This is a genomic window from Thiovibrio frasassiensis (assembly GCF_029607905.1).
In the GTDB taxonomy this organism is placed as follows: Bacteria; Desulfobacterota; Desulfobulbia; order Desulfobulbales; family Desulfurivibrionaceae; genus Thiovibrio; species Thiovibrio frasassiensis.
In genome coordinates this window covers 1,925,699-1,947,686 of sequence record NZ_JAPHEH010000001.1, presented here as the reverse complement: position 1 = coordinate 1,947,686, position 21,988 = coordinate 1,925,699, and the positions used below count along the sequence as shown (strand labels likewise).

Annotated in this window: 16 protein-coding genes; 12 read left to right on the top strand and 4 right to left on the bottom strand. The window is 54.4% G+C overall.

Annotation, left to right across the window (positions count from 1 at the left end; translation table 11 throughout):
- The first annotated feature begins 401 nt into the window (after nt 1-401).
- From OLX77_RS09135 to OLX77_RS09105, 7 genes are all read left to right on the top strand, one after another.
- Nucleotides 402-3,311, top strand: coding sequence for a hybrid sensor histidine kinase/response regulator (locus OLX77_RS09135; protein ID WP_307633290.1), 2,910 nt, complete (start codon nt 402-404; stop codon nt 3,309-3,311).
- Nucleotides 3,308-4,999, top strand: coding sequence for an AMP-binding protein (locus OLX77_RS09130; protein ID WP_307633289.1), 1,692 nt, complete (start codon nt 3,308-3,310; stop codon nt 4,997-4,999). Before OLX77_RS09135 ends, OLX77_RS09130 begins: the two co-directional genes overlap by 4 nt.
- Nucleotides 5,000-5,024: 25 nt before the next feature.
- Nucleotides 5,025-6,263 (top strand): OmpP1/FadL family transporter, encoded by a 1,239-nt coding sequence (locus OLX77_RS09125; RefSeq protein ID WP_307633288.1) that lies wholly within the window; start codon nt 5,025-5,027, stop codon nt 6,261-6,263.
- A 14-nt stretch (nt 6,264-6,277) separates the two neighbouring features.
- Nucleotides 6,278-7,474: a TraB/GumN family protein gene (locus OLX77_RS09120; protein WP_307633287.1), complete on the top strand. Its 1,197-nt coding sequence runs from the start codon at nt 6,278-6,280 to the stop codon at nt 7,472-7,474.
- Nucleotides 7,475-7,586: 112 nt separating this feature from the next.
- Nucleotides 7,587-7,910, top strand: a complete 324-nt coding sequence (yhbY, locus tag OLX77_RS09115) for a ribosome assembly RNA-binding protein YhbY (RefSeq protein ID WP_307633286.1) — start codon at nt 7,587-7,589, stop codon at nt 7,908-7,910.
- Between the two features lie 20 nt (nt 7,911-7,930).
- Complete coding sequence (gene cmoB / locus OLX77_RS09110) at nt 7,931-8,893, top strand: tRNA 5-methoxyuridine(34)/uridine 5-oxyacetic acid(34) synthase CmoB (protein ID WP_307633285.1); 963 nt, start codon at nt 7,931-7,933, stop codon at nt 8,891-8,893.
- A gap of 338 nt (nt 8,894-9,231) precedes the next feature.
- Nucleotides 9,232-10,071 carry a flagellin N-terminal helical domain-containing protein gene (locus OLX77_RS09105; RefSeq protein WP_307633284.1) on the top strand — a complete coding sequence of 280 codons (840 nt, stop codon included), beginning with the start codon at nt 9,232-9,234 and terminating at the stop codon, nt 10,069-10,071.
- A gap of 120 nt (nt 10,072-10,191) precedes the next feature.
- On the opposite strand, the gene OLX77_RS09100 is transcribed toward OLX77_RS09105, so the two are convergent.
- Both OLX77_RS09100 and OLX77_RS09095 read right to left on the bottom strand, forming a co-directional pair.
- Nucleotides 10,192-10,890, bottom strand: a complete 699-nt coding sequence (locus OLX77_RS09100; protein ID WP_307633283.1) for a 4Fe-4S binding protein — start codon at nt 10,888-10,890, stop codon at nt 10,192-10,194.
- A gap of 384 nt (nt 10,891-11,274) precedes the next feature.
- Nucleotides 11,275-11,982 (bottom strand): ankyrin repeat domain-containing protein, encoded by a 708-nt coding sequence (locus tag OLX77_RS09095; RefSeq protein WP_307633282.1) that lies wholly within the window; start codon nt 11,980-11,982, stop codon nt 11,275-11,277.
- A 198-nt stretch (nt 11,983-12,180) separates the two neighbouring features.
- Here OLX77_RS09095 and OLX77_RS09090 point away from each other — a divergent pair, with 198 nt between their 5' ends.
- Nucleotides 12,181-14,067, top strand: coding sequence for a potassium transporter Kup (locus OLX77_RS09090; RefSeq protein WP_307633281.1), 1,887 nt, complete (start codon nt 12,181-12,183; stop codon nt 14,065-14,067).
- Between the two features lie 35 nt (nt 14,068-14,102).
- Here the strand turns inward: OLX77_RS09090 and OLX77_RS09085 are convergent, their stop codons facing one another.
- Nucleotides 14,103-14,369, bottom strand: coding sequence for a hypothetical protein (locus OLX77_RS09085; RefSeq protein WP_307633280.1), 267 nt, complete (start codon nt 14,367-14,369; stop codon nt 14,103-14,105).
- Nucleotides 14,370-14,589: 220 nt separating this feature from the next.
- Here OLX77_RS09085 and OLX77_RS09080 point away from each other — a divergent pair, with 220 nt between their 5' ends.
- Nucleotides 14,590-15,564 (top strand): TAXI family TRAP transporter solute-binding subunit, encoded by a 975-nt coding sequence (locus tag OLX77_RS09080; protein ID WP_307633279.1) that lies wholly within the window; start codon nt 14,590-14,592, stop codon nt 15,562-15,564.
- A gap of 39 nt (nt 15,565-15,603) precedes the next feature.
- Here the strand turns inward: OLX77_RS09080 and OLX77_RS09075 are convergent, their stop codons facing one another.
- Entirely contained in the window at nt 15,604-17,340 is a 1,737-nt protein-coding gene (locus OLX77_RS09075) for an NAD-dependent malic enzyme (protein ID WP_307633278.1), read from the bottom strand.
- A gap of 276 nt (nt 17,341-17,616) precedes the next feature.
- Between OLX77_RS09075 and OLX77_RS09070 the strand changes: the two genes are divergently transcribed.
- The 3 genes from OLX77_RS09070 (at nt 17,617) to OLX77_RS09060 (ending at nt 21,979) form a co-directional block, all read left to right on the top strand.
- Nucleotides 17,617-18,660, top strand: a complete 1,044-nt coding sequence (locus OLX77_RS09070; protein WP_307633277.1) for a KamA family radical SAM protein — start codon at nt 17,617-17,619, stop codon at nt 18,658-18,660.
- 96 nt (nt 18,661-18,756) lie between these two features.
- Nucleotides 18,757-19,692, top strand: a complete 936-nt coding sequence (locus OLX77_RS09065; RefSeq protein WP_307633276.1) for a universal stress protein — start codon at nt 18,757-18,759, stop codon at nt 19,690-19,692.
- 85 nt (nt 19,693-19,777) lie between these two features.
- The gene (locus OLX77_RS09060) at nt 19,778-21,979 is read left to right on the top strand and encodes a diguanylate cyclase domain-containing protein (protein ID WP_307633275.1); all 2,202 of its coding nucleotides are present in this window, start codon (nt 19,778-19,780) and stop codon (nt 21,977-21,979) included.
- Nucleotides 21,980-21,988 lie beyond the last annotated feature (9 nt).

Sequence of the window (21,988 nt, the reverse complement as noted above, 5' to 3'; positions counted from 1 at the left end):
TTAAAGCACCTTATCCTAAACAAAAGCCTTACCGCTGAGCAAAGCCCTCGCACTTTGCAGCACAATACAGTTACAATTATTTCATCCCTCTCCAGCCGACTCCCTGCGGATCAATTCCCCTTTGACCGTAAGCTGATTCCTAAGGATATCACCATTCCCTCCCGATTCCGGAGAGATTGATCTTCATCAACCAACTGATAAAACAAGACAAAGATATTGTTTTCGCCTTGTTTTTCATGTTTATACTGAATGTATTTACTATTCTCTCTCTTGGATCGAAGAAATACAAGATCAATAATTATGCTGTCATGCAGGGATTTAATCCATTGATGCACGCCGGAGCAATAGTAAGACGCGGCCTCCAAGGTTTCGCTTTTTTTTGCCTTATCGCAATCCCGACCATGGTCCGGGCTATGCCGGTGCCGGTGATTCTTTCTCCCGAACATGCCTCATTTTCCCTGGCAAAACATATAGAACTCCTGGAAGATCCCAGCAGAAATCTTACCATCGCCGACATCATTACCCGACACACCGAGACTCGGTTTACCCCTTCCGCCGCAGTCACTCCCAGTTTCGGCTTTACCACCTCGGCTGTTTGGGCGCGTTTTACCTTGAAAAACTCCCGCCAGGATTCCGCGGACTACTTTCTCGAGGTAAAATACCCCCTCCTTGACCATATCGATCTATACACCCCCACTGGCTCGGGCAACTTCACCGTTCTCAAAGGCGGCGACAGCTTTCCCTTCAAACACCGGAGCATCCAGCATAAAAACAACATTTTCCCGATCAGGCTTGCCGCCGACGAAGAGAAAACCCTGTACCTCCGCTGTGAGACAACAAGCTCCCTGAACCTCCCGCTCGAACTGCATTCCTCTGCCTGCCTGGCCGAGGAAATCAGCATGGAACAGACCCTGCTCGGCATCTATTACGGCATCCTGCTGGTCATGATGATCTACAATTTTTTCCTCTATCTTGGCCTCAAGGACAACACCTATCTCTACTACGTCCTTTTTGTCTTTACTTACATGTTGTTCCAGTTGAGCCTCAATGGCATGGCGTTCCAATATTTTTGGCCCAACCAGATCTGGTGGGCCAATAACTGCACGCCCCTGTTCATCTTCCTCACCTACATCTTCGCCATCCAGTTCACCCGCAACATTCTCGACACTGCAAAAAATGTCCCCCGCCTTGACACCACGCTCAAGATAGGTCTTTTCCTTTCCCTCCTCGGCTGCATTCTGGCCTTTTGGGTCGGTTACAATCTGAGCATCCGCCTGGCTACCCTGATGAGCCTCACCGTCGTTGTCCTGATCATTACGGGGTTTATCTGCATGATCAAAGGCTATCGCCCGGCCCGCTATTATTTCCTTGCCTGGTCCGTTTCCATGTTGGGGGTAACGGTATATGCCCTGAAAAGTTTTGGCATCTTGCCCCACATCTTCATTACCCATTGGGGCATCCAGCTTGGGTCGGCATGGGAGGTCACCCTTTTATCCATGGGCCTTGCCGATCGTTTCCAGCTGATGAAACAGGAAAAGGAACAACTCCAGACCGTCTACGCCAGAGAGCTCGAAGAGGCCCATGGCGAACTGGAAAAATCCTTCCGGGATCTGGAGCTGTTTAAACAATCGCTGGAGGTGCTGGTTGACGAACGCACTGCGGATTTGAGCAGGGTCAACGAACACCTCGCCAGAGAAGCCCGGGAACGCCAAAAAGCAGAAGCACGTGCAGAAGCTGCCAGCAAGGCAAAGTCCCAGTTTCTCGCCTCCATGAGCCATGAGATCCGCACCCCGATGAACGCCATTCTCGGCATGGCAAACATGGCGGCCAAAAATGCCGAAACAACAAAAATGCGCCAGTATCTCACCATTATTCAGGACTCCGGCAAATCGCTTATTACCCTGATCAACGACATCCTTGATTTTTCAAAAATTGAAGCCGGGCGCCTGGATCTCGAGTGCACCAATTTTGATCTCCGGGAAACGGTGGAAAGCCTTACCGACCTGTTCGGCAAGCAGGCCGCAGACAAGGGCCTTGAATTGCTGATCAACGTGCATACCGACATACCCTGCGCCATGATGGGAGACCCCCTCCGCCTGCGGCAAATCCTGATCAACCTTGTCAACAATGCTATCAAGTTTACGGATAAAGGCGAGGTCGCCATCACGGCGCTCTGTGAACAACAGCATCATAACGATGCCGTTCTCTATTTTTCCGTACGGGATACAGGAAGCGGGATTAACCATGACCAAATAAGAAAACTCTTCAGCGAATATACCCAGGCAGACAGTTCAACCTCCAGACTTTACGGAGGCACCGGCCTTGGCCTTGCCATCAGCAGACAGCTTGTTACCCTCATGGGAGGAGAAATCAACGCCGAAAGCGAGCCGGGAAAAGGCAGCATATTTTATTTCACCATCAAAGTGCAGTTGCAACCTCCCGAGACACAACATCCCCTCATCCTTCCTGCCTCGCCTTTCCCCCCTAAAGTTCTGGTGGCGACAGAGCATCCGGCCCTGCGGGAAACCTTACTGGAGACACTTGCCGGCTTTGGCTGTCTGGCTGAGACCCTGCCGCCTTCGGAAGCCAACGCCTTCCCTCTTGCCATTGCTGGACTGCTCCATGAAGAACATGCACTCCTTGTACTCGACAGCTCCCTGACCGGCCTCGACCTGCCCCATTTCCTGGCAGATCGTGCGGCCAACCAAGCGAGCGATCGGCTGACTCCAGTCATAATCCTGGCTCAAACCGAAGCCGACACGGAAAGCACCCTGGAAAACAGCAAAACCTCTCCCGGAGTTATCCTCCTGAGCAAGCCGCTCAAACAATCCTACCTCTACGAAGCAGTTATCTCCTGCCTCGGGACAACAAAAAACACCATTCCTGCCAGTGCTCTTTCTCTTGCTGCGAAAAAGGACAAAAAACAGTTCGAAACCCTGGTCGGCAAACAGGTGCTGGTTGTCGAGGACGACCCGGTAAACCAGATGGTGACAAGTCAACTCTTGACAAGAGCCGGCATTCTAGTTGATATAGCGGGCAACGGTCATGAGGCGCTTATCGCCCTGCAAGGCAAAACCTATGACGCAGTGTTGATGGATGTCATGATGCCAAAAATGGACGGTCTCGCTGCGACCAGAGCCATCCGCCAGACCCTGCACCTTGACCTGCCTATTATCGCCCTCACCGCCAACGCCATCAAGGGTGACCGAGAAAAATGCCTTGAAGCCGGCATGGACGAATATCTGAGCAAACCTGTAGAGATACAGCGCCTGTATCAGACTCTGGAAAAATTTACTGCCGTGCGACTATGATCTCAACCACCATAACAACCTTAAACCTGCTCTTTGAAGAAAGCTCCCAAGCCTTCCGCGATCTGCCTGCGGCTGGTTTCGCCTTCCAACCGCCCACGCTTTACGGGGAGTTCCACAATATAGCTCTGGACGTCGCTGCGCTGCTCAAAGAGCGCGGCATCAAAAAAGGCGACCGGGTGGCGATTCTTGCCGACAATTCCCCCCAGTGGGGCATGGCGTATTTTGGCATTATCCGCCTTGGAGCAATCGCTGTCCCGATTCTCCCAGACTTCCCAGAAGCCGACGTCAAGCACATCTTAAATGAGGTCGGGGCAACAATCCTTTTCACCACCCAGCGGCAGATGGAAAAGCTCTATGAACTTTCCGGCAACAAGCTCAAAACCGTAATCACCCTGGATGATACGGTAGACCCGAACAACCTCTTGCTCACCCTTCCCTTCAACCGATTTCTCCTCCAAGCCAAGGAGCTTCCGGAAAAGCAAAAAGCCCTTGCAACGGACCTGGCCGCCCCAGAAGACATCGCCTCTATCATCTACACCTCCGGCACCTCGGGCCACGCCAAGGCAGTGATGCTGAGCCATAAAAACTTTATCAGCAATGTTCGTTCCACCTTGTCCATCTTTCCCGACGAACCGGTGCAGGGCTGGACCTTTCTCTCGATCCTGCCCATGTCCCATGCCTATGAGTTCACCATCAGTTTCCTGGTGCCTCTGGCCACGGGCTGCCGTATCGTCTACGCAGGCAAAACTCCGACCCCGACCGTCCTTGAAAGAATTTGCAAACATGAACACCCATCCATCATGTGCATGGTACCCATGGTCATGGAAAAGATTTACAAAAAAAAGGTACTCCCTGCCATCAGCGCCAATGTTTTCATGCGGGCAGCCATGAAGCTGCCTCTCGTCCGCCAAAAGATCCTGCAAAACATCGGCCGGAAACTGGGAATATTTTTCGGGGGCAAGCTGAAGTTTGTCGCCATCGGCGGAGCCGCCCTCAACCTTGAGGTGGAACGATTCCTTGCCGAGGCAGACTTTCCATACTTGGTCGGCTACGGTCTGACCGAAGCATCACCGTTGGTCAGTGCCGGACCATACGGCGATCCAAGCATTGCCTTAGGATCGTCAGGAAAACCGGTGCAAGATGTAAAGGTCAGGATCAGTAATCCCCACCCCGAAACGGGCTTGGGCGAAATCCAAATCAAGGGCCCCAACGTGATGCGGGGGTACCGCGACAATCCGGAGGCAACCAAAGAAGTCCTTGGCCCTGATGGTTGGTTGGCCACCGGCGATCTCGGCTTTCTGGACCCGCAGGGCAATCTGGTCATCAAGGGCCGATCCAAAAGCGTGATTGTCCTTTCCCACGGGGAAAATATCTACCCTGAAGCCATCGAAGAAAAGATCAACGCCTACCAGCATGTGGTGGAATCGCTGGTGCGCGAGCGCAACAACCGATTGGAAGCCTTAGTCTATCTTGATTACGAGCTGATCGACAAAGAAACCCAAGGCAAGAACCAAGCCCGGCAACTGGCCCATATCGCCGAGATTCTGGCGGAGGTCAAAAGGCAGGTGAACCAACAGCTCCCCCAGTATGCCCAGCTTGCCCAAGTAAGAGAACACCGCGAAGCATTCACCAAAACCGCGACCCATAAAATAAAACGCTATCTCTACACCAGCACCCCCCAGATCTGATGCGCAGGAAAAAAGGAGAGAGGAGATGAAAAAGAAAATCGCCGTTGTCGCCCTGAGCGGAATACTGGCCGCTGGCCCCGCCTTTGCCTCGGGCTATCGGATCCCTGAGCAGTCCACAAACTCGGTGGCCCTGAGTAACGCTTATGTGGCGAACACCCCTGGGGCAGACGCCAGCTATTTCAATCCCGCCAACATGAGCTGGCTTGAGGATGGGTGGCATTCCGAATTCAGCCTCACGTACATCAATCTGGCGAGCATTGACTATACCGACAACAATTCCGTTACGCAAAGCGGCAGTTCCAGAACAGAGAACTTTGTCCTGCCGGAATTCCACCTTGTTTCTCCCCGCTATAACAACTTTCGCCTGGGCCTCTCCTTGATCTATCCATACGGACTGTCGAAACGGTGGGATGCCCCCTTTCCCCGCGTATCGGCCGAAGAATTCACCCTGAAGACCTACGAGCTCAACCCCAGTCTTTCCTATCAGGTGAACAACAAGCTTTCCGTTGCCGCCGGGGTTCGCGCAATTTACAGCGAAGGCAAAGTAAAAAGCACCGATACCATGCCGGCAGTCGGTTATGCAGCCAGAGATCTCGAAGGCACCGGCACTGACTACGGCTACAACCTTGCCGTTACCTACAAGCCAGTCACCAACCTCTCTCTTGCGGCAACCTATCGCTCTAAGGTTGAGCTGGAAATTGAAGGCGATGCTACACTCTCCATTGGCGGTGTCACGGCTTACAACAACCGTTATGCAGAAGTCATGGTTCCGGCCCCGGCAGTCCTCTCCTTGGCGGCCGCCTATAGCTTTGAAAAAACCACCGTGGAATTCACCTACGACAAAACATTCTGGAATACCTACGACAAACTGGATTTTAATTACGATGTCTCGTTGCAAACCATCAATGGTACCCTTTATGCTCTTTTCGATGCCCCCGGGGCAAAAAACTGGAGTAACAGCAACGCGTACCGCATTGGTGTGACCCATAAATGCACCGACAAACTCACCGCCATGTTTGGGTTTGCCATCGACCAGAACCCGGTCCCCGACCAGACCCTCGGCTTCGAGCTGCCCGACTCCGACGCAAAAATCTACTCCATTGGAGCGCGTTACCAGCTCAACGACAAGCTCCAGATTGGCGCAGCCTATCTCTATGATGACAAAGAGAGCCGAACCGTTGCCAATGCAGCGCCGAAACCCAACGGCTCCTTCGATAATTCCGCGGCCCACCTGCTCAATGTCGGGCTGCAATACCGCTTCTAATGTGACCATAAACCATGACTGAACCCACGGCGGCTTCCGCCCCCAATTATCCCCCGGACGTCCATTGCCTCAGGCTGGGCGACCGGGAAATATTCCTGATCGGCACGGCCCATATCTCCAAGGAATCCGTGGAACTGGTCCGCCGGGTCATTGCCGCGGAACAGCCGGACTGCGTCTGCGTGGAGCTCGACGAGAAACGCTACGAGGCCCTGGCTAAACGTAAGACTTGGGAGCTTCTCGATCTGCGGGAGATCATCCGCAAGAAACAGCTCGCCACCCTGCTGATCAACATGATCCTGGCCTCATACCAGAAAAGGCTCGGGGACCAAATGGGGGTCAAACCCGGCACCGAATTGCTGGAGGCTGTGCAGGAGGCGGAGAAATACGGGATCGCCGTGGCCCTTTGTGACCGGGACGTGCGGGTCACCCTGCGCCGGGCCTGGAATTCCACCTCGTTCTGGCGCAAGAACTATCTGCTGGCGACCATTCTCACCAGCATGTTTGAAGAGACCGAAATCACCGAGGATAAGCTGCGCGAGCTGAAAGAGACCGATGTTCTTTCCGAACTGCTCAACGAACTGGGCCAGGCCATGCCGGAGCTCAAGCGGGTGCTCATTGACGAACGGGACACCTACCTGGCCGAAAAGATCAAGGAAGCCGAAGGCAAGCGCCTGGTCGCCGTTGTTGGGGCGGGACATGTGGCCGGAATCAAAGAAGCGCTGGGCGAGGACCGCAGCGACCGGATGGAAGGGATCAACCGGATCCCGCCGGTATCCCCGATCTGGAAGGTGGTGGGCTGGGCCATTCCCGCCATCATCGTGGCAGCAATGGTCTTGATCGCCTTTACCAAAGGCGCGGCTGTGGCCGGCGACAATGTGCTCTTCTGGATTATCGCCACCGGCCTTCCCGCCGCCATAGGCGCCATCCTGGCATTGGCTCATCCCTTAACCATCCTTGGCGCTTTTGTCGGAGCCCCCATCACCACCCTCTTGCCGGTGCTCGGCGTGGGACATCTCACGGCCTTTATCCAGGTCATGGTCCAGCCGCCGCTGGTTATCGAGTTTGAAACGGTACTCCAGGACATGACAAGCTTCAGCGGCTGGTGGCGCAACCGGCTGTTGCGTCTCTTTCTCGCCTTTATGCTGCCAAGCATTGGCGCGGTGGCCGGCATGTGGGTCGGCGGCTCCAAAATTATCTCCAACCTCTTTTAGGAGCCGTTACGAGAAAAGATCTCCAATATTGAGCATTCGTTACGCCCCCTTAAGCCGTCTCCGGTATCCGGACGACGATATCATATTAATTACAACTGCTTAGGAAAACACCATGAGCAAATCTCTCTACCTGTTGGGCAAAGAAGCCCGTCATCTGCGCGGCCTGGGACACCATCTTTCCCCCCTTGTCATGATCGGTAAGGATGGCGTAACCGACAATCTCACCGCCGCGCTGGAAGCAGTGCTTGCCGCACACGAATTGGTCAAGGTCAAGATACAGGACGGCTGCCCCTATGCCAGGGAAGAGGCGGCCGAACTGCTGGCCAAGAAAACCAGAAGCCGAATTGCCCAGATCATCGGCAAAACCTTCCTGCTCTTTCGCGAGAACAAAGAGCTCAAGGATGATAAGAAAATCAAAATGCCGAAGGGCAAATAATTATCGTTTCAGACCCGGCCATGAGAGAGTATCTTGATCTTCTGAAAACCGCCGACAAGGATGCCATCCTTACCCGGCGAGCAGAAACCGCCAACCGCCTGGCCCAGACCAAGAAGGGGTTTCTGCGCTTCCGCGAGCCTTATGAGGCCTTGCACCATCTGCAGGCGCAATTCACCGATTTCAGCAAGGACGCCGTAACCATCGGCCGGGGTACTGAGCTGAGCGAGGCGGACCGCCACTTGGTGCACGACGCCATGCGGGCCTTCATGCCTTGGCGCAAGGGACCTTTTGATGTGTTCGGGGTTGAAATCGATGCGGAATGGCAGAGTTGGCGTAAATGGAACCGATTGCTACCCGCCCTGCCCGACCTCACCGGCAAGGTGGTTGCCGACATCGGCTGCAACAACGGCTACTATATGTTTCGCATGCTGCCGCACAAGCCGCGCTGCGTTGTCGGCCTGGAGCCGTTTCTTCAGCATTATTATTGTTTTAAAACGCTTCGCCATCTGGCCGGCGCCGAGGAGCTGTTCATCGAGCTGATGGGAGTTGAGGATATCCCCCTTTTTCCCTCCTGCTTTGACGTGGTGTTTCTGATGGGCATCATCTACCACCGCATTTCTCCGGTTGAGATGTTGCGGGAAATCCGGGCAGCCATGCGACCGGGCGGAGTGCTGATTTTAGAATCCCAGGCCATTCCGGGCGAGAATCCGGTGGCCCTTTTCCCGGAAGCACGCTACGCTAAGGTGCCGGGCACCTATTTCGTGCCCACGGCAAGCTGCCTCCGTAACTGGCTCCTCCGCACCGGCTTTGGCGAGGTGGAGATTTTTTGCAGCCACCCCATGAGCAGCGAGGAACAGCGAAAAACAGCCTGGATGGCCTTTGAATCCTACGAGGATTTTCTCGACCCACATAACCCAAACCTGACCGTGGAAGGATACCCGGCCCCCTTGCGGGTGTTTCTCCGGGCAACGGCCCCCTCATAGTCAGGACAGATCAACCCTTTCTCAAAAAATGGTGTCAAGTTGGCAAAACCAAACTACCAATACGAAAAACGGCAGCGAGAGTTGGCAAAGAAAAAAAAGAAAGAAGAAAAGAAGCAGAGTTTACTGGAAAAAAAGGAGCTCCCATCAGAGGCCGAGACAGAGCAGTCTTCGGATACCGCCGCTGATTGAGCCTGTCATGGTGGCGCCATCACGCTCTGCGGCCGACTGGCGACACAGACAACACGTATCCCCCCAAGTTCACGAATGTATTTCGACATCCGCCCTTGACTTTCAGCGGCAGATCCGCATAATATAGGGGTATACCAAGGAGGTCTCCCATGGCTATCACGATCAACAGCGACAGCAGCTCTTCCGCCGTAAACCAACTGGGACGGAGCCAGAAAAACCTCGCCTCATCCTTGGAAAGGATCGCTTCCGCGCGGCGCATCAACAAGGCAGCCGACGATGTGGCAGGAATGACCATCGCCGACAGCCTGCTCAGTCAGACGCGCGCAACTGGGCAAGCATTGCGCAATGCCAACGATGCCATCTCCATGGCACAAGTAGCAGACAGCGCCCTGGGACAGTCAACGGCGCTGGTACAATCCATTCGCGAAAAAGCGATGCAGGCCGCAAACGCCAGCCAGACCACGGCAACCCGCCAGGCCCTGCAGAACGACATCAATAATTCCCTGGTTCAACTCAACAAAATCGCCCAAGATACCACCTACAACGGGCAACAATTGCTTTCCGGCTCCTTTACCGGGAAAGAGGTGCAAACCGGCGCAAACAGCGGCGAGACCATCAAGCTGTCCATCGCCTCGGCAACACCGGACAAACTCGGCAGTCCAATCCTGGGCAATCTTTCCGAGGTGAATGTCCTGAGCCGGGAAAACGCCCAGGCCGCCATCAAGATCGCCGATGCGGCTCTGAATCAGATCGGTGCCTCACGGGGCGACATCGGCTCCGCCCAGCAACAGCTTGCCTCCACCATCAATAATCTGGCGACCACAGGCAGCAACCTGTTGTCCGCGGCTTCGACCACCGCCGATGTGAATATGGCGGAAGAAGCCATTAATTTCACCACCATGAAGGTTCTGACCGAGGCGAAGACCTTTGCCCTGGCGCAGGCCAAGAACATGAACAAACAGAACGTCCTGAGCCTTCTCCAGGGGTAATCCTTTGTTTCTGGATTTCACCTCTAAAAAAAAAACCCGAATCGTCAACAAAAGATTCGGGTTTTCTTTTAAAAACACTCGCAAAACACAAGGGTTTTCGCCTGGTTCATCAAGACTTGCTCAACAATCCCCCTTTTCCTTGTCGGAAAGCGGCTCCTCACTGGTGCTCGCAGGGCGGGCTGTAAATGAAAGGACCTTGGCAGGACAATTCACCACGCAATTGCCGCAACGCAGGCAATCGGCACTTTTGATGATTCCAAGCTCCCGCATGCTGCCGGGATTGGTCTCAATGGGACAGACCTTCTCACATAAGCCACACTCACGGCAACCTTCACCGACCTGTAACCGATAGGCCCGCAAGCCAATAAGCCCCTGAAACATGCCCATGGGACAGATGCTGCACCAAGAGCGCGGCTTCCAAACAAGACCGATGCCAATGGCCAAACCGGTGGCGATACTCCACATCATAACAAAAGTGGCGCCGATCTTTCTCGGATCTCCCCCTGACAGAATCAGCCTCGTGGCCAGCAACCCCATCATCAGGATAAAAACAATCCACCTGAACCATTGCGCCTTAAAAACAGGCAGCATCTTCTTTTTGCAACTGATCAGAGAAAGAATCCGCTCATGAAAAGAGCCCATGGCACAATACCAACCACAATAATAACGGCCACGAAACAGGGCGAGGGTCAGCATGAACAACAGCATGACAACGCCAATGTATCCAAGATACGGCCAAAAATATCCACCAATCACGACGAGCGGCACGAGCGGCGCAAGGACCAACTGGAAATATTTACGATGCTTCTGTTCTTTCATTCCCACCACCTTTCGGACCATGGGCCGTAAATCTTACTCTATTAGCTACAGAAGCCCCAGGCAATGCCAACGGCAAAAGCTTAAGAATACAATTAATAAATTTACTAGGCGGATAACAAAAAAAACACCTTTTATCAAGGAGAAATACTCCGGCCACAGACAACGCACCGGCACAAATACAAATGTATATTTAATAATAGTTGAAAAATCAGCACATTGCGCAATGCTTTTTATGAACGTTACAGAAAGATTACCAGAAAAAACTATCAAAGAAGAGGAGTAAGTTTTTTTGCTTTAAGATAAAAAGTCGGAACAGACGTTTTACGAAAATAGGGAGGCTCAAGTATGTATATCAATCGAGCTCCGACTGAAAAGGCGTAGCCTTCAACCCTTTTTTTTCAGGCCAGCTTCAAGCCGCAACACCATTCTCGCGAGTTTCTGATTGTGCGCGCCCTGGCCACCCATATTCTCTTTGAAATATTCCCTGGCAAAGTGGGCCGCAGTCCGTCCGTCCCCGGAAACAAGCCGCGGGTTCGCGCCACGATCAAGAAGGAGATTAGCCACCTCGATCCGGCCATTTTTTGCCGCCACCATAAGCGGGGTCAAACGGTTTTTCCCCACCCGACAATTCGGATCCGCCTTGTAATCGAGAAGGAGAGCGGCGATCCGACCATCCTCCTTATGGGCCGCAAGCCAGAGCGGGGTTCTGCCGTCATGGTCAGCGGCATTGGGCTGTGCCCCAAAATCCAACAATCTGGCGACAATGGCCGGATTGCCGGGGGCAATGGCACAGTGGAGGGCAGTGGTACCGTCATCCGTGGCAGAATTGACAGCCTCAACACTGGCCTTGACCAGGACATGATCAATACCCTCCGCAAACCCCTGAGCAACCGCCTGCATGAGGATGGTCTTACCGGTTGCATCGACGACAAAAAAATCATCCTGGCGACGAAACCGCCAAAAAAAAACCATCTTGCAGTCATCATTCTCTTTTTCCCGTAGATCCATGGATCTACTCACCCTGAGCAGAAAAAAGCTGACAATTGCCACAAGAGAAAAAAGCGCTAAGATAGCGGTATATCCATCAAACATGACATGAGCTCCTCTATTTCACTCCACTGCAACCAAATCAAAAAACCGACATCGACTGGTGAACAACCCACCATAATTATACTAGCATTGAATACCGCAGCGGAGAAGCGCGGAAGGGGCAAAGCCGTGTTTTTTTGTTGCTCTTTTTTAGATAATCGCAAATAGTGGCCCTGATTGAAATCCAAGGAAGATACCCGAATGAATGCTCCCGCCACAGAAATGTCCGGCAAACAATTAAGCGCCCTCTCACTGGCTGCCCTCGGGGTTGTATTTGGGGATATCGGCACCAGTCCGCTCTATGCCATGCGGGAATGTTTTCACGGCGAGTATGGCATCGCGGTTACTTCCGCCAATGTCCTCGGCGTATTGTCCCTCATCTTCTGGGCTTTGCTGCTTATCGTCAGCATCAAATATCTCGGCTTCATCCTCCGGGCAGATAACGAAGGCGAGGGCGGAGTTCTGGCCCTGACCGCCCTGATCAAACCCAAAAATCTCAAACGGCACACCCCGCAATGGGTTCTGGTGTGCATTGGCCTCTTTGCCGCCTGCCTGATGTATGGCGACGGCATGATCACCCCGGCCATCTCGGTGTTAAGCGCCGTGGAAGGGGTGAAAAACATTACTCCGTTCTTTGAACCCTATATTATTCCTGCCACCATACTCATTCTCTCCGGGCTTTTTTTGATCCAGAAGAAGGGAACCGCCAGGGTGGGTCGCCTGTTCGGGCCGATCATGCTCCTCTGGTTCTGCATGCTTGCCGCCCTCGGCATTGCCCAGATTGTCAGCTGCCCACGGATTCTTGTTGCCGTCTTTCCCTGGCACGGCATCAGTTTTCTTCTCGAAAACCGAATCCACGGCTTTATCGTATTGGGCGCGGTTTTTCTTGTGGTGACCGGGGCCGAGGCAATCTATGCCGACATGGGCCACTTCGGCAAACGCCCCATCCAACTGGTTTGGTTCCTGATTGCCTTCCCAGCGTTGGTCTTGAACTATTTTGGCCAGGGCGCCCTGCTGCTTGTCAGACCGGAAGAAGCGTATCACCCCTTCTACGCCATGGTCCCGGACTGGGCGATGATTCCCATGGTCCTCTTGGCCACCATGGCCACCATCATCGCCTCCCAGGCTGTAATCACCGGTTCTTTTTCCCTCACCCGTCAGGCGATTCAACTGGGCTACCTGCCCCGGCTGCGGATCACCCACACTTCATCCTCCCATATAGGTCAGATCTATGTGGGCCCGGTAAACTGGGCGCTGATGCTGTGCACCATCGGCCTGGTCCTGGGTTTTCAATCGTCAAGCAAACTGGCCGCCGCCTATGGCGTGGCGGTGAGCGCCACCATGTTGATCACCTCCACCCTCTTTTTTGTGGTCGCCAGCAAACGCTGGGGCTGGAGCCGCTTGACAGCCGGACTGCTTGCCGGCCTTTTCTTCATGGTGGATCTCCCCTTCCTCGGGGCAAACATGAGCAAGATCTTCCATGGCGCCTGGTTCGCTCTGGCCATCGGCGGCTTCTTTTTCCTGATGATGCTGACCTGGGAACAGGGTCGGGAAATTCTTGGCAACAGGATGCGCAGTCTCACCCCGAAACTGGAAGAATTCAAAGAAATGCTGATAAGCACTCCGCCGCAGCGGATCAACGGTCAGGCCGTATTCCTGACCCGAGGCCATGATATCGTGCCTGCGGCGCTGATGCACAATCTGAAGCACAACAAGATTCTGCACTCCGAGGTGGTTTTTCTCAATATCCGCACCGAAGAAATCCCCCGAGTCCCGAATTTCGAGAAAATCGAAGCCGAAAAGCTGGGCGCCGGACTGTATCGGATCATTGCCCACTACGGCTTCATGGAAGAGCCAAAGATCGACACCATTTTCGCCCTGGCCAGCAGCAAGGGGCTGAATTTGGACATGAAAGAGGCCAGTTTTTTTCTTGGCCGGGAAAAGCTCTCCATCGGCGAACACCCGGAAATGTGGCGCTGGCGCTCACAACTTTTTCTCTTTCTGGCGCGCAACGCCATGGATGCCGCAGCGTTTTTCGACATCCCCTCAGATCAGGTCATCGAGGTTGGTGTCCAGCTCGAGCTGTAACTTCAGCTACTGCAGTGCCCCCCCTGCCCCTCGATTCATCCTGTAAGGACGTCAAGCTTCCGGTTACGGAAGTACAGGACGATATCTCCAACCACCATGATCCCGTTCAGGATATAGAGGCCGATCACCGGATCAGGACTGAAAAATATCTTGTGCAGGATGCCGGAAAGATACCCGAGAAGAACCACTCCCAGAAAAAAGAGGCTCTTACCGGCGTTGGTTCTGGAGCGGTAAGACTGATACAGAGAAAACGGCCAGGCCGCCCCAAAACAAACCAGCATCACAATCTCAAAAATACTCATAGTGTTCCCCAATCTGATTCCGGCGGTTTAACGCCTTTCCCTCCGGGAAATATAGCAAAAACACAACGAAGATACCGGTCAACAATATTGCATCGGTCGTAAAAGAGCTGTACTATTTTTATGAGGATTACAGGACCGGCACGTCGGCGCACCCAGTTGTCGACTCAGACCGGCCAATACGGCCAGCCGACCCATTTCCCTCTCAATAGAGACTTTTCCCATGAAAAAAAACCCTCTTCGCCTCGCCTTGATCATCAGCACAGTACTTCTCCTGACTCTTTCCCATACATCCCCTGCTCTTGCCCTCAACAAAAAACTGATATTCCGGGGCGGTCCAGCAGGAGGAACCTTCCAGTTGGTGGCCAACGCCATTGAGGCCTACCCGGGAATCAGAGCCCTTCCGAGCATGAGTCTAACAACCCAGCCTTCGGCAGGCTCTTTGGAAAATCTGTCCCAGGTCAATGCCGGTCAGGCCGATTTTAGCCTGGTCTATTCCGGCCATGCCTATCTTGGGCGCAACGGTCTGCTCCCAGACGACAGCAACACCTATGACAAGGTCCTGGCCGTGGCCTCCATGTATGGGGCGCCGGCCCAGCTTGTGGTCCGGAAAGGCTCGGGGATACACAGTCTCAAGGATCTCAAGGGAAAAAAGGTGGGGGTCGGCAGTCCCGGTTCAGGGGCCTTTGCCAACTGCGAGCTTTTTTTCAAACATCTGGGGCTCTGGGACGCCATCATCCCCATCCATATCGGCTACAATGAAGTGGCCATGGCCTTTGCCAACAAACAGCTCGACGCCTTCTGGCTCTTTACCAGCTTCCCAAGCAGCGCCGTCACCATGGCGGCGAAAACCGGCAAGATCGACCTCCTCGATCTCGATGCCGAGGCCCGGGCCAGCGGCTTCTACAAGAAATATCCCTACTTCACCGCCCGAACCCTACCTCCCGGCACCTATCGCGGGGTAAAGCACCACACCCCTTCCTTTCAGGACTCCACCCTCTGGGTGGCCAATGCCGAAGTGCCGGACGAGGTGGTGTACCGCCTGCTTTCCACCATTTACAGCAAAAAAGGGTTGCGCTACATGAGAAAACAGAATCGTGCCCTGAAGGATATGAGCACGCGCTCCGGGGCCAAGGACATCATCATCCCCATGCATCCCGGAGCCGTCAAGTTCTGGAAAGAAAAAGGCCTCCTCTAACAGGAGGCCTCAAAAAACAGCTCTTATTGTCAACCCGTCTCACCTGGGAACAATCGGCAGATACCGGGGCTGCCAGCCCATCATCTCCACCAAACGCTGCAACCGTTCCCGCTTGTAATCATGCTGATAGGTGCTGTAAACACAGGGGTGAGCCACACCCCGGCTGATCGCCGTTTCACCCACGGCTAACGCCACAGCCAGACTCACCTCGCGCAAAGTGGCCACCGATGGCAGGAGGATCCCCTTCTTGAGATCCGCCCCCGACACCTGCTCTGCCACCGCCTGGGCCGCAGCGGTGAAAAACGCAGGCAGCACCTCCTGTGCGCCTGAGGCCATGACTCCCAAGCCCACGCCCGGAAAGATAAAAACATTATTGCACTGCCCGACCCTGATCGGCAACCCACCGATGGTTATCGGTTCAAACGGACTGCCCGTAGCAACCAGAGCACTGCCGGAGGTCCATTTATGGATGTCCGCGGGCAACGCCTCGGCCTGGGCGGTGGGATTGCTGAGCGGCAGAATAACCGGCCGACGGCTGTTGCCCTGCATGGCCTGAACAATATAGCGGCTAAAAGCCCCGGGTTGACCGGAAGTGCCGATCAACACCGTAACCCGGGCTTTCTGGATCACGTTCAACAGGTTGCCGTCCGTTTTTGCAGAATACCAATCCAGGGCGGCCGGATCCTTGGCAAACTTCTGCTTATATGGCTCAAGCTCCCGCTCGGTGGTCACCAACCCTTTGCTGTCCACCGCGAAGATCCGGGCTCTCGCCTCTTCCGGACCAAGCCCCCCCTCAATGAGCGCAGTTTCGATCTGTTCGGCAATGCCAACCCCGCCGGCACCCGCGCCATAAATCAGATACACCTGCTTGGTCAGCAACTCCTTCTTGATCTTCATGGCGGAGATCAGTGCCGCCAGGGTCACCGCCCCGGTCCCCTGGATATCATCATTGAACGAAACAAGATCATGGAGATAGGCATCCCGGATGGCAAAGGCCTTCTGCTTGGAAAAATCCTCCCACTGGCAGAGGGCATGGGGAAACACCGCCTTAAACGCCTTGGCAAAACGCCGGACAAAATCAAGATACTCATCCCCGACCAATCGGGGATGCCACCAGCCGAGATAATTCGGATCATTCAAGAGCGCGGCGTTGTCCGTGCCGACGTCCAGGGAAATGGGCAGACAATGCCAAGGCGCCACCCCGGCGCCCTGGGTGTAGAGCATGAGTTTGCCAAGACAGATGGAGATCCCACCCACCCCTTGGTCGCCCATGCCGAGGATGCCCTGATTGTCGGTAACAACCGCCACCCTGATCTGTCTGGACTTGAAGCGGCGCAGGATCTCCTCGGCCTTGTCGATATTGCCGGGGAAAAAATGCAGCCCGTTTGCCTTGCGGAACATGGAAGAATACTGGCGGCAGGCCTCGCCCACGGTGGGCGTGTAGATGATCCGCATGAATCGCTCAATGTCGCTGGCGATAACGGCATGGGCCAGGGTCACATTCCGGTCATAGAGAGAGCGCAGGTAGACAAACTGCTCCAGATCGCTGCTTTTCCGCGCCAGGATTTCCAGGCAATTGTCCATCTGCTGGGTGAGGGTCCGGACGCTGGGCGGAAGGGTGCCTTCCAGCTGAAGTTGTTCCCGTTCATCCCGGGTAAAGGCAGTGCCTTTATTGGTGAACTGGTTGTCATACACTCCGAGCCAGCGGCTGAAGACCTCGATCGCCTTGGTGTTGCCATAGGGATCGTACTGAAAACCAAAGCTGTTTTGCGGCATGGACGCACTACCTGCGCTGAGATTTGGATGCATTGCCGTCAATCACGTTACCCGTCTTTTTCCGGCGGCAAAACCAACTTATTTTCTTACCATTTCTTCCTCTACCCTGACCAGTACTTTTATCTTTCCGATTATTTTTTGCTCATACCGGCTTGAGGCAGAGACAAAATATCTCGAATTGATCAGCTCTTTGAGGGAAAGGGCCATTGCAGCACCTTACGATCTTGAGTAAGCTTGGGTTTTCTGTCTCTTTCTCTTTTTTACCGGGTTTCAATAATGACACACTGGAAAAACCTGCTGGCCCGCAGCATCACCACCCCAGAACAGCTGGGCCGCCATTTCGACTTCGATGTTTCTGCCTTGAATCCCGTGTACAAACAGTTTCCCATGCGGATCAACCCCTACTATCTCGGGCTGATCAAAACCCCGGGAGACCCTCTCTGGCGGCAGGCCGTACCCGACCCGCAGGAACTGGATGACGATATCTGCCTTGTCGACCCCCTGGACGAAGAAAACCGCTCGCCGGTGGAGAATCTGGTCCACACCTACCCGGACCGGGTCCTCTTTCTGGTCTCCAGCCAATGCGCCATGTACTGCCGGTTCTGCACCAGAAAAAGAAAGGTGGGCACCAGCCGCATGCTGGTCACCCGGGAAACTATGCGGGAAGCCTTTAGCTATCTTCGCAAAAACAAAGAGATCCGAGATGTCCTCATTTCCGGCGGAGACCCGCTTCTTTTAAGCGACGAAACCCTGGTCTGGTTGCTGGACAACCTGCGGGCCATCCCTTCGATCCAGATCATCCGCATCGGCAGCCGGGTGCCCTGCACCCTGCCCATGCGGATCACCACCCGGTTGGCCGGGATCCTCAAACGGTATCACCCGCTCTACATCAACACCCATTTCAACCACCCCGACGAAATAACACCCGAGGCGGCCAAGGCATGCGCCCGTCTGGCCGGGGCCGGAATCCCCCTGGGCAACCAGACCGTCTTGCTCAAAGGGGTCAACGACAACGCCGCAACCATCACCAAACTCATGCACGGGCTGCTCATGATCCGGGTGAAGCCCTATTATCTTTTTCAGGCAGACATGACCCGGGGCACCAATCACTTCAGAACCAAGGTGGAAACAGGCCTTGAGATCATGCAAGCCATGATCGGGTACACCTCCGGGATGGCCGTGCCGACCTTCGCTCTCGACGCGCCGGGCGGAGGGGGCAAGATTCCGCTGAGCCCCAACTATCTCATCAGCCTGGGCAAGAGCGTCACCCTGACCAATTATCTCGGAGCCCCCTGCAGCTACCACAACGATCTTGAATGAAGGGGGCCTATTTCTCCTTTTTTTATCCCGAACGATTGCCTCTCCCGGCCAGGTTTGATACCCTTTATCCAGGACCATGGCACAAGGAGGCCACGCATGCAAAAAAAAATCCTCATTGCCGTTGACGGCTCGCCATACAGCACCAATTGCCTCCGCTATCTCGGCCAGCTATTCCACGACCTTCCCGACATCCATTTCCATCTACTTTCCGTTGTCCCGACAAGCAGCACCGGCTCAGCCGCAAAAGATTGGCTGACCGAAGCGGAGCTGCTCAATACCGTCAGCTCGGCAACCCGCAACCTGCTGGTAGCCCAAAAAAAATACATGCAACAGGCCACGGACACCCTCAAGCGACTCGGCATTGCCGAGGAACAGGTGCATACCTCGGTCAAACTTTCCCAGCGGAGTGTCCCCCACGACATCATCCATGAGGCCCGGCAAGGCAAGTACGACGCCCTGCTCATCGGCCGGAGGGGCATCGGCAAACTGGAAGAGATGATCATGGGCAGCGTTTCGGCAACCATTCTGGATAAATGCCATGATGTCCCTCTCTGGATCATCGATGGGCAGGTAAACTCCTGCAAATTTCTGGTTCCGGTGGACGGCACCTCCCATTCCCTGAAGGCCATTGACCATCTGGCCTTTATCCTTGCCGACAACCCCTGCGCCGAAGTGACCCTTTTTTACTCAAAAGCCCTGCTTGGCAGCCATCCCGTAATCGAGCCCAAGGATTTCCATACCCTTTGGGGCGAGGCGTGGTGCGAAGAGCACCTGCGCAGACCGGACAGCCTTTTCCATGCCCCGAAACAACTCCTCATTGACGGGGGGTTCCCTCCGGAGCGCATCTTCTGGCTGGAAACCTTCATGGGCATTGATCCCAGCCGCCAAATTCTTCGCCAGGCCCTGATCGATGATTTCGGCACCATCGTCATGGGCCGCCGGGGCGAGGAGGTCAGCAAGGGCATCTTTCGAGGGGTCTCGGACCGGGTGCTGCTCATGGCCGAAGAGGTAGCGGTCTGGATTATCGGCTGAGCCTCGGACAATAGCCGTTGACAGCCGAGACATTTGCAAATACAAAACAGAGAGTTACCTCTGATAATCCAAGGCTGGGGGTCTCATGTCCTTAAAAGTTCTTGTGGTGGACAATCACCCGATGATCCTCAAACTCCTGGCCAATTTCCTGGAAAAGGAAGGCCACGAGGTAATGACGGCCAGCGATGGCCTGGCAGCCCTCAGCGTATTGGAGGTCTACACGCCGGACATCGTTTTTGTCGACCTGGTCATGCCCAACATCGGCGGCGACAAGCTCTGCCGAATCATCCGCAGCATCCCACGCTTTGCCGATCTTTTCATCGTCATTCTTTCCGCCATTGCCGCGGAGGATGACGTCGATTACCAAAAAATCGGCGCCAATGCCTGCATCGCCAAGAGTTCGATCAAAGCCATTCAAAAACACGTTCTTGACGTCATCCACCATCTGGCGAATCACTCCCTGAGCAGCCTTGAGCCGGTGGCCAACCTTGAAGACGTCCAGTACCGGACCATCACCAGGGAACTGCTTTCCTCAAAAAATCATTTTGAAGCCATCATCAACAACATGTCCGAGGCGGTTTTTGAACTAACCCCGGAAGGCACCATAATCTTTGTCAATCTGGCCGCTCTGCACCTGTGCAGCCTGACTGAGGAAAAGCTGCTGGCCACGAACCTTGTCGCTCTGTTTGCCGAGGATGATCGCCAGAATATTTCCAGCCTGCTAGCCCACCCGGAACGTTTACCCCAACTCCTCGAAGACAATCCTCCCACACTTTTCAACGGCAAACATGTCTCCCTCCATTTTCTGGAACTCCGCCAGGACGACCAACCCACCATAATCCTCATCGCCAAGGACATCAGTGAACGGCATGAGGCGGAACAGGTCTTGCTGGCCAATGAAACACGCTTCCGGGAGCTCTTCAATAACATGAGTTCCGGGGTTGCGGTCTACGAGGCAAAAGATCTCGACGCCAGCGATTTTATTTTTGTCGATTTTAACCAAGCCGCGGAACGCATCGAAAAAATACGCAAGGATCAGGTAATCGGCAGGTCACTTCTCGAAGTTTTTCCCGGAGCAAGAGAATTCGGTCTTCTTGCCGTGCTGCAACGGGTCTGGCAGACCGGCAGGCCGGAACACCATCCACTTTCCCTCTATACCGACAACCGCTTGCGCGGCTGGCGGGAAAACTACCTCTACAAACTGCCCTCCGGCGAAGTGGTCGCCATCTTTGAGGATGTTACCGCAAGGAAACAGGCGGAAAACAATCTGGCCATTGAATCGGCCATGAACGGGGCCGTGGCCAGAATTTCCAGGATGATCATCTCCTCGGATTCCCTGAAGGATATTTCCTCGGCCCTGCTGGAAGAGCTCCTGGTTCTCACCGGCAGCAAGCACGGAATTATCGACCTGGTGGATACGAAGACAAATAAGCTGCTGGCCATGGCGTTTTCCCAAAAGATCGGGGAACTGTGCGCCGTGCAGGAGGAAAATGGGACCTTTGTGCACTCCCCCCACGGCCTGATCAACTGGGTTCTCGAAAACAAAACCTCCCTCCTCTCAAACTCGCCGCTCACCGACTACAGAGTACAGGGGAATTCCCTCGGCCCGGAATCCCCTGCCTGCCTCCTGGTGGTTCCGGCCTTGTTCAACAACGAACTCCTGGGCATCATCGCCGTGGCCGACAACCCCCGCAATTACGAAAAAAGGAATCTCGACACCGTTGAACAATTCGCCTCTCTGTTCGCCCTGGCCGCACAAAAACAACAAGCGCAGGACCATATTGCCCACCTGGCCCATCACGACCCCCTCACCGGCCTGATCAACAGACACCTTTTTCCGGACCGGCTGGCCCAGGCCATGATACTGAGCCAGCGTCACCGCAAAAAAATCGCCCTGCTCTATGTGGATCTGGACAAATTCAAGCAGATCAACGATGCACACGGACATCTGGCGGGAGACGCCGTCCTCAAAGAGATCGCCGCCAGACTGCAAGGGCTGTTGCGCGACTCCGACACAGTTGCCCGCATGGGCGGCGATGAATTCGTGGTGATTCTCCATGATATTGGGAGCAAAACCGCAATAAAAAATGTGGCAAAAAAGATTATCGACACCATCGCCGAACCCATCCTCTTTCACGAAACCCACCTCATGGTCATGGCCAGCGTTGGCATCAGCATCTATCCCGACGATGACAAACAGATTGACTCCCTGCTCCAAAAGGCAGACAGAGCGATGTATCAGGCCAAGAAAGCAAACACCTCCGGTTATATCTTTTACGAGGGGTAGTCGCCCTGC

Excerpts from the sequence above, each read along its gene's own strand:
- OLX77_RS09135 (WP_307633290.1), top strand. The coding sequence starts at position 402 with ATGGTCCGGGCTATGCCGGTGCCGGTGATTCTTTCTCCCGAACATGCC.
- OLX77_RS09130 (WP_307633289.1), top strand. The coding sequence starts at position 3,308 with ATGATCTCAACCACCATAACAACCTTAAACCTGCTCTTTGAAGAAAGC.
- OLX77_RS09125 (WP_307633288.1), top strand. The coding sequence starts at position 5,025 with ATGAAAAAGAAAATCGCCGTTGTCGCCCTGAGCGGAATACTGGCCGCT.
- OLX77_RS09120 (WP_307633287.1), top strand. The coding sequence starts at position 6,278 with ATGACTGAACCCACGGCGGCTTCCGCCCCCAATTATCCCCCGGACGTC.
- yhbY (WP_307633286.1), top strand. The coding sequence starts at position 7,587 with ATGAGCAAATCTCTCTACCTGTTGGGCAAAGAAGCCCGTCATCTGCGC.
- cmoB (WP_307633285.1), top strand. The coding sequence starts at position 7,931 with ATGAGAGAGTATCTTGATCTTCTGAAAACCGCCGACAAGGATGCCATC.
- OLX77_RS09105 (WP_307633284.1), top strand. The coding sequence starts at position 9,232 with ATGGCTATCACGATCAACAGCGACAGCAGCTCTTCCGCCGTAAACCAA.
- OLX77_RS09100 (WP_307633283.1), bottom strand. The coding sequence starts at position 10,890 with ATGAAAGAACAGAAGCATCGTAAATATTTCCAGTTGGTCCTTGCGCCG.
- OLX77_RS09095 (WP_307633282.1), bottom strand. The coding sequence starts at position 11,982 with ATGTTTGATGGATATACCGCTATCTTAGCGCTTTTTTCTCTTGTGGCA.
- OLX77_RS09090 (WP_307633281.1), top strand. The coding sequence starts at position 12,181 with ATGAATGCTCCCGCCACAGAAATGTCCGGCAAACAATTAAGCGCCCTC.
- OLX77_RS09085 (WP_307633280.1), bottom strand. The coding sequence starts at position 14,369 with ATGAGTATTTTTGAGATTGTGATGCTGGTTTGTTTTGGGGCGGCCTGG.
- OLX77_RS09080 (WP_307633279.1), top strand. The coding sequence starts at position 14,590 with ATGAAAAAAAACCCTCTTCGCCTCGCCTTGATCATCAGCACAGTACTT.
- OLX77_RS09075 (WP_307633278.1), bottom strand. The coding sequence starts at position 17,340 with ATGCCGCAAAACAGCTTTGGTTTTCAGTACGATCCCTATGGCAACACC.
- OLX77_RS09070 (WP_307633277.1), top strand. The coding sequence starts at position 17,617 with ATGACACACTGGAAAAACCTGCTGGCCCGCAGCATCACCACCCCAGAA.
- OLX77_RS09065 (WP_307633276.1), top strand. The coding sequence starts at position 18,757 with ATGCAAAAAAAAATCCTCATTGCCGTTGACGGCTCGCCATACAGCACC.
- OLX77_RS09060 (WP_307633275.1), top strand. The coding sequence starts at position 19,778 with ATGTCCTTAAAAGTTCTTGTGGTGGACAATCACCCGATGATCCTCAAA.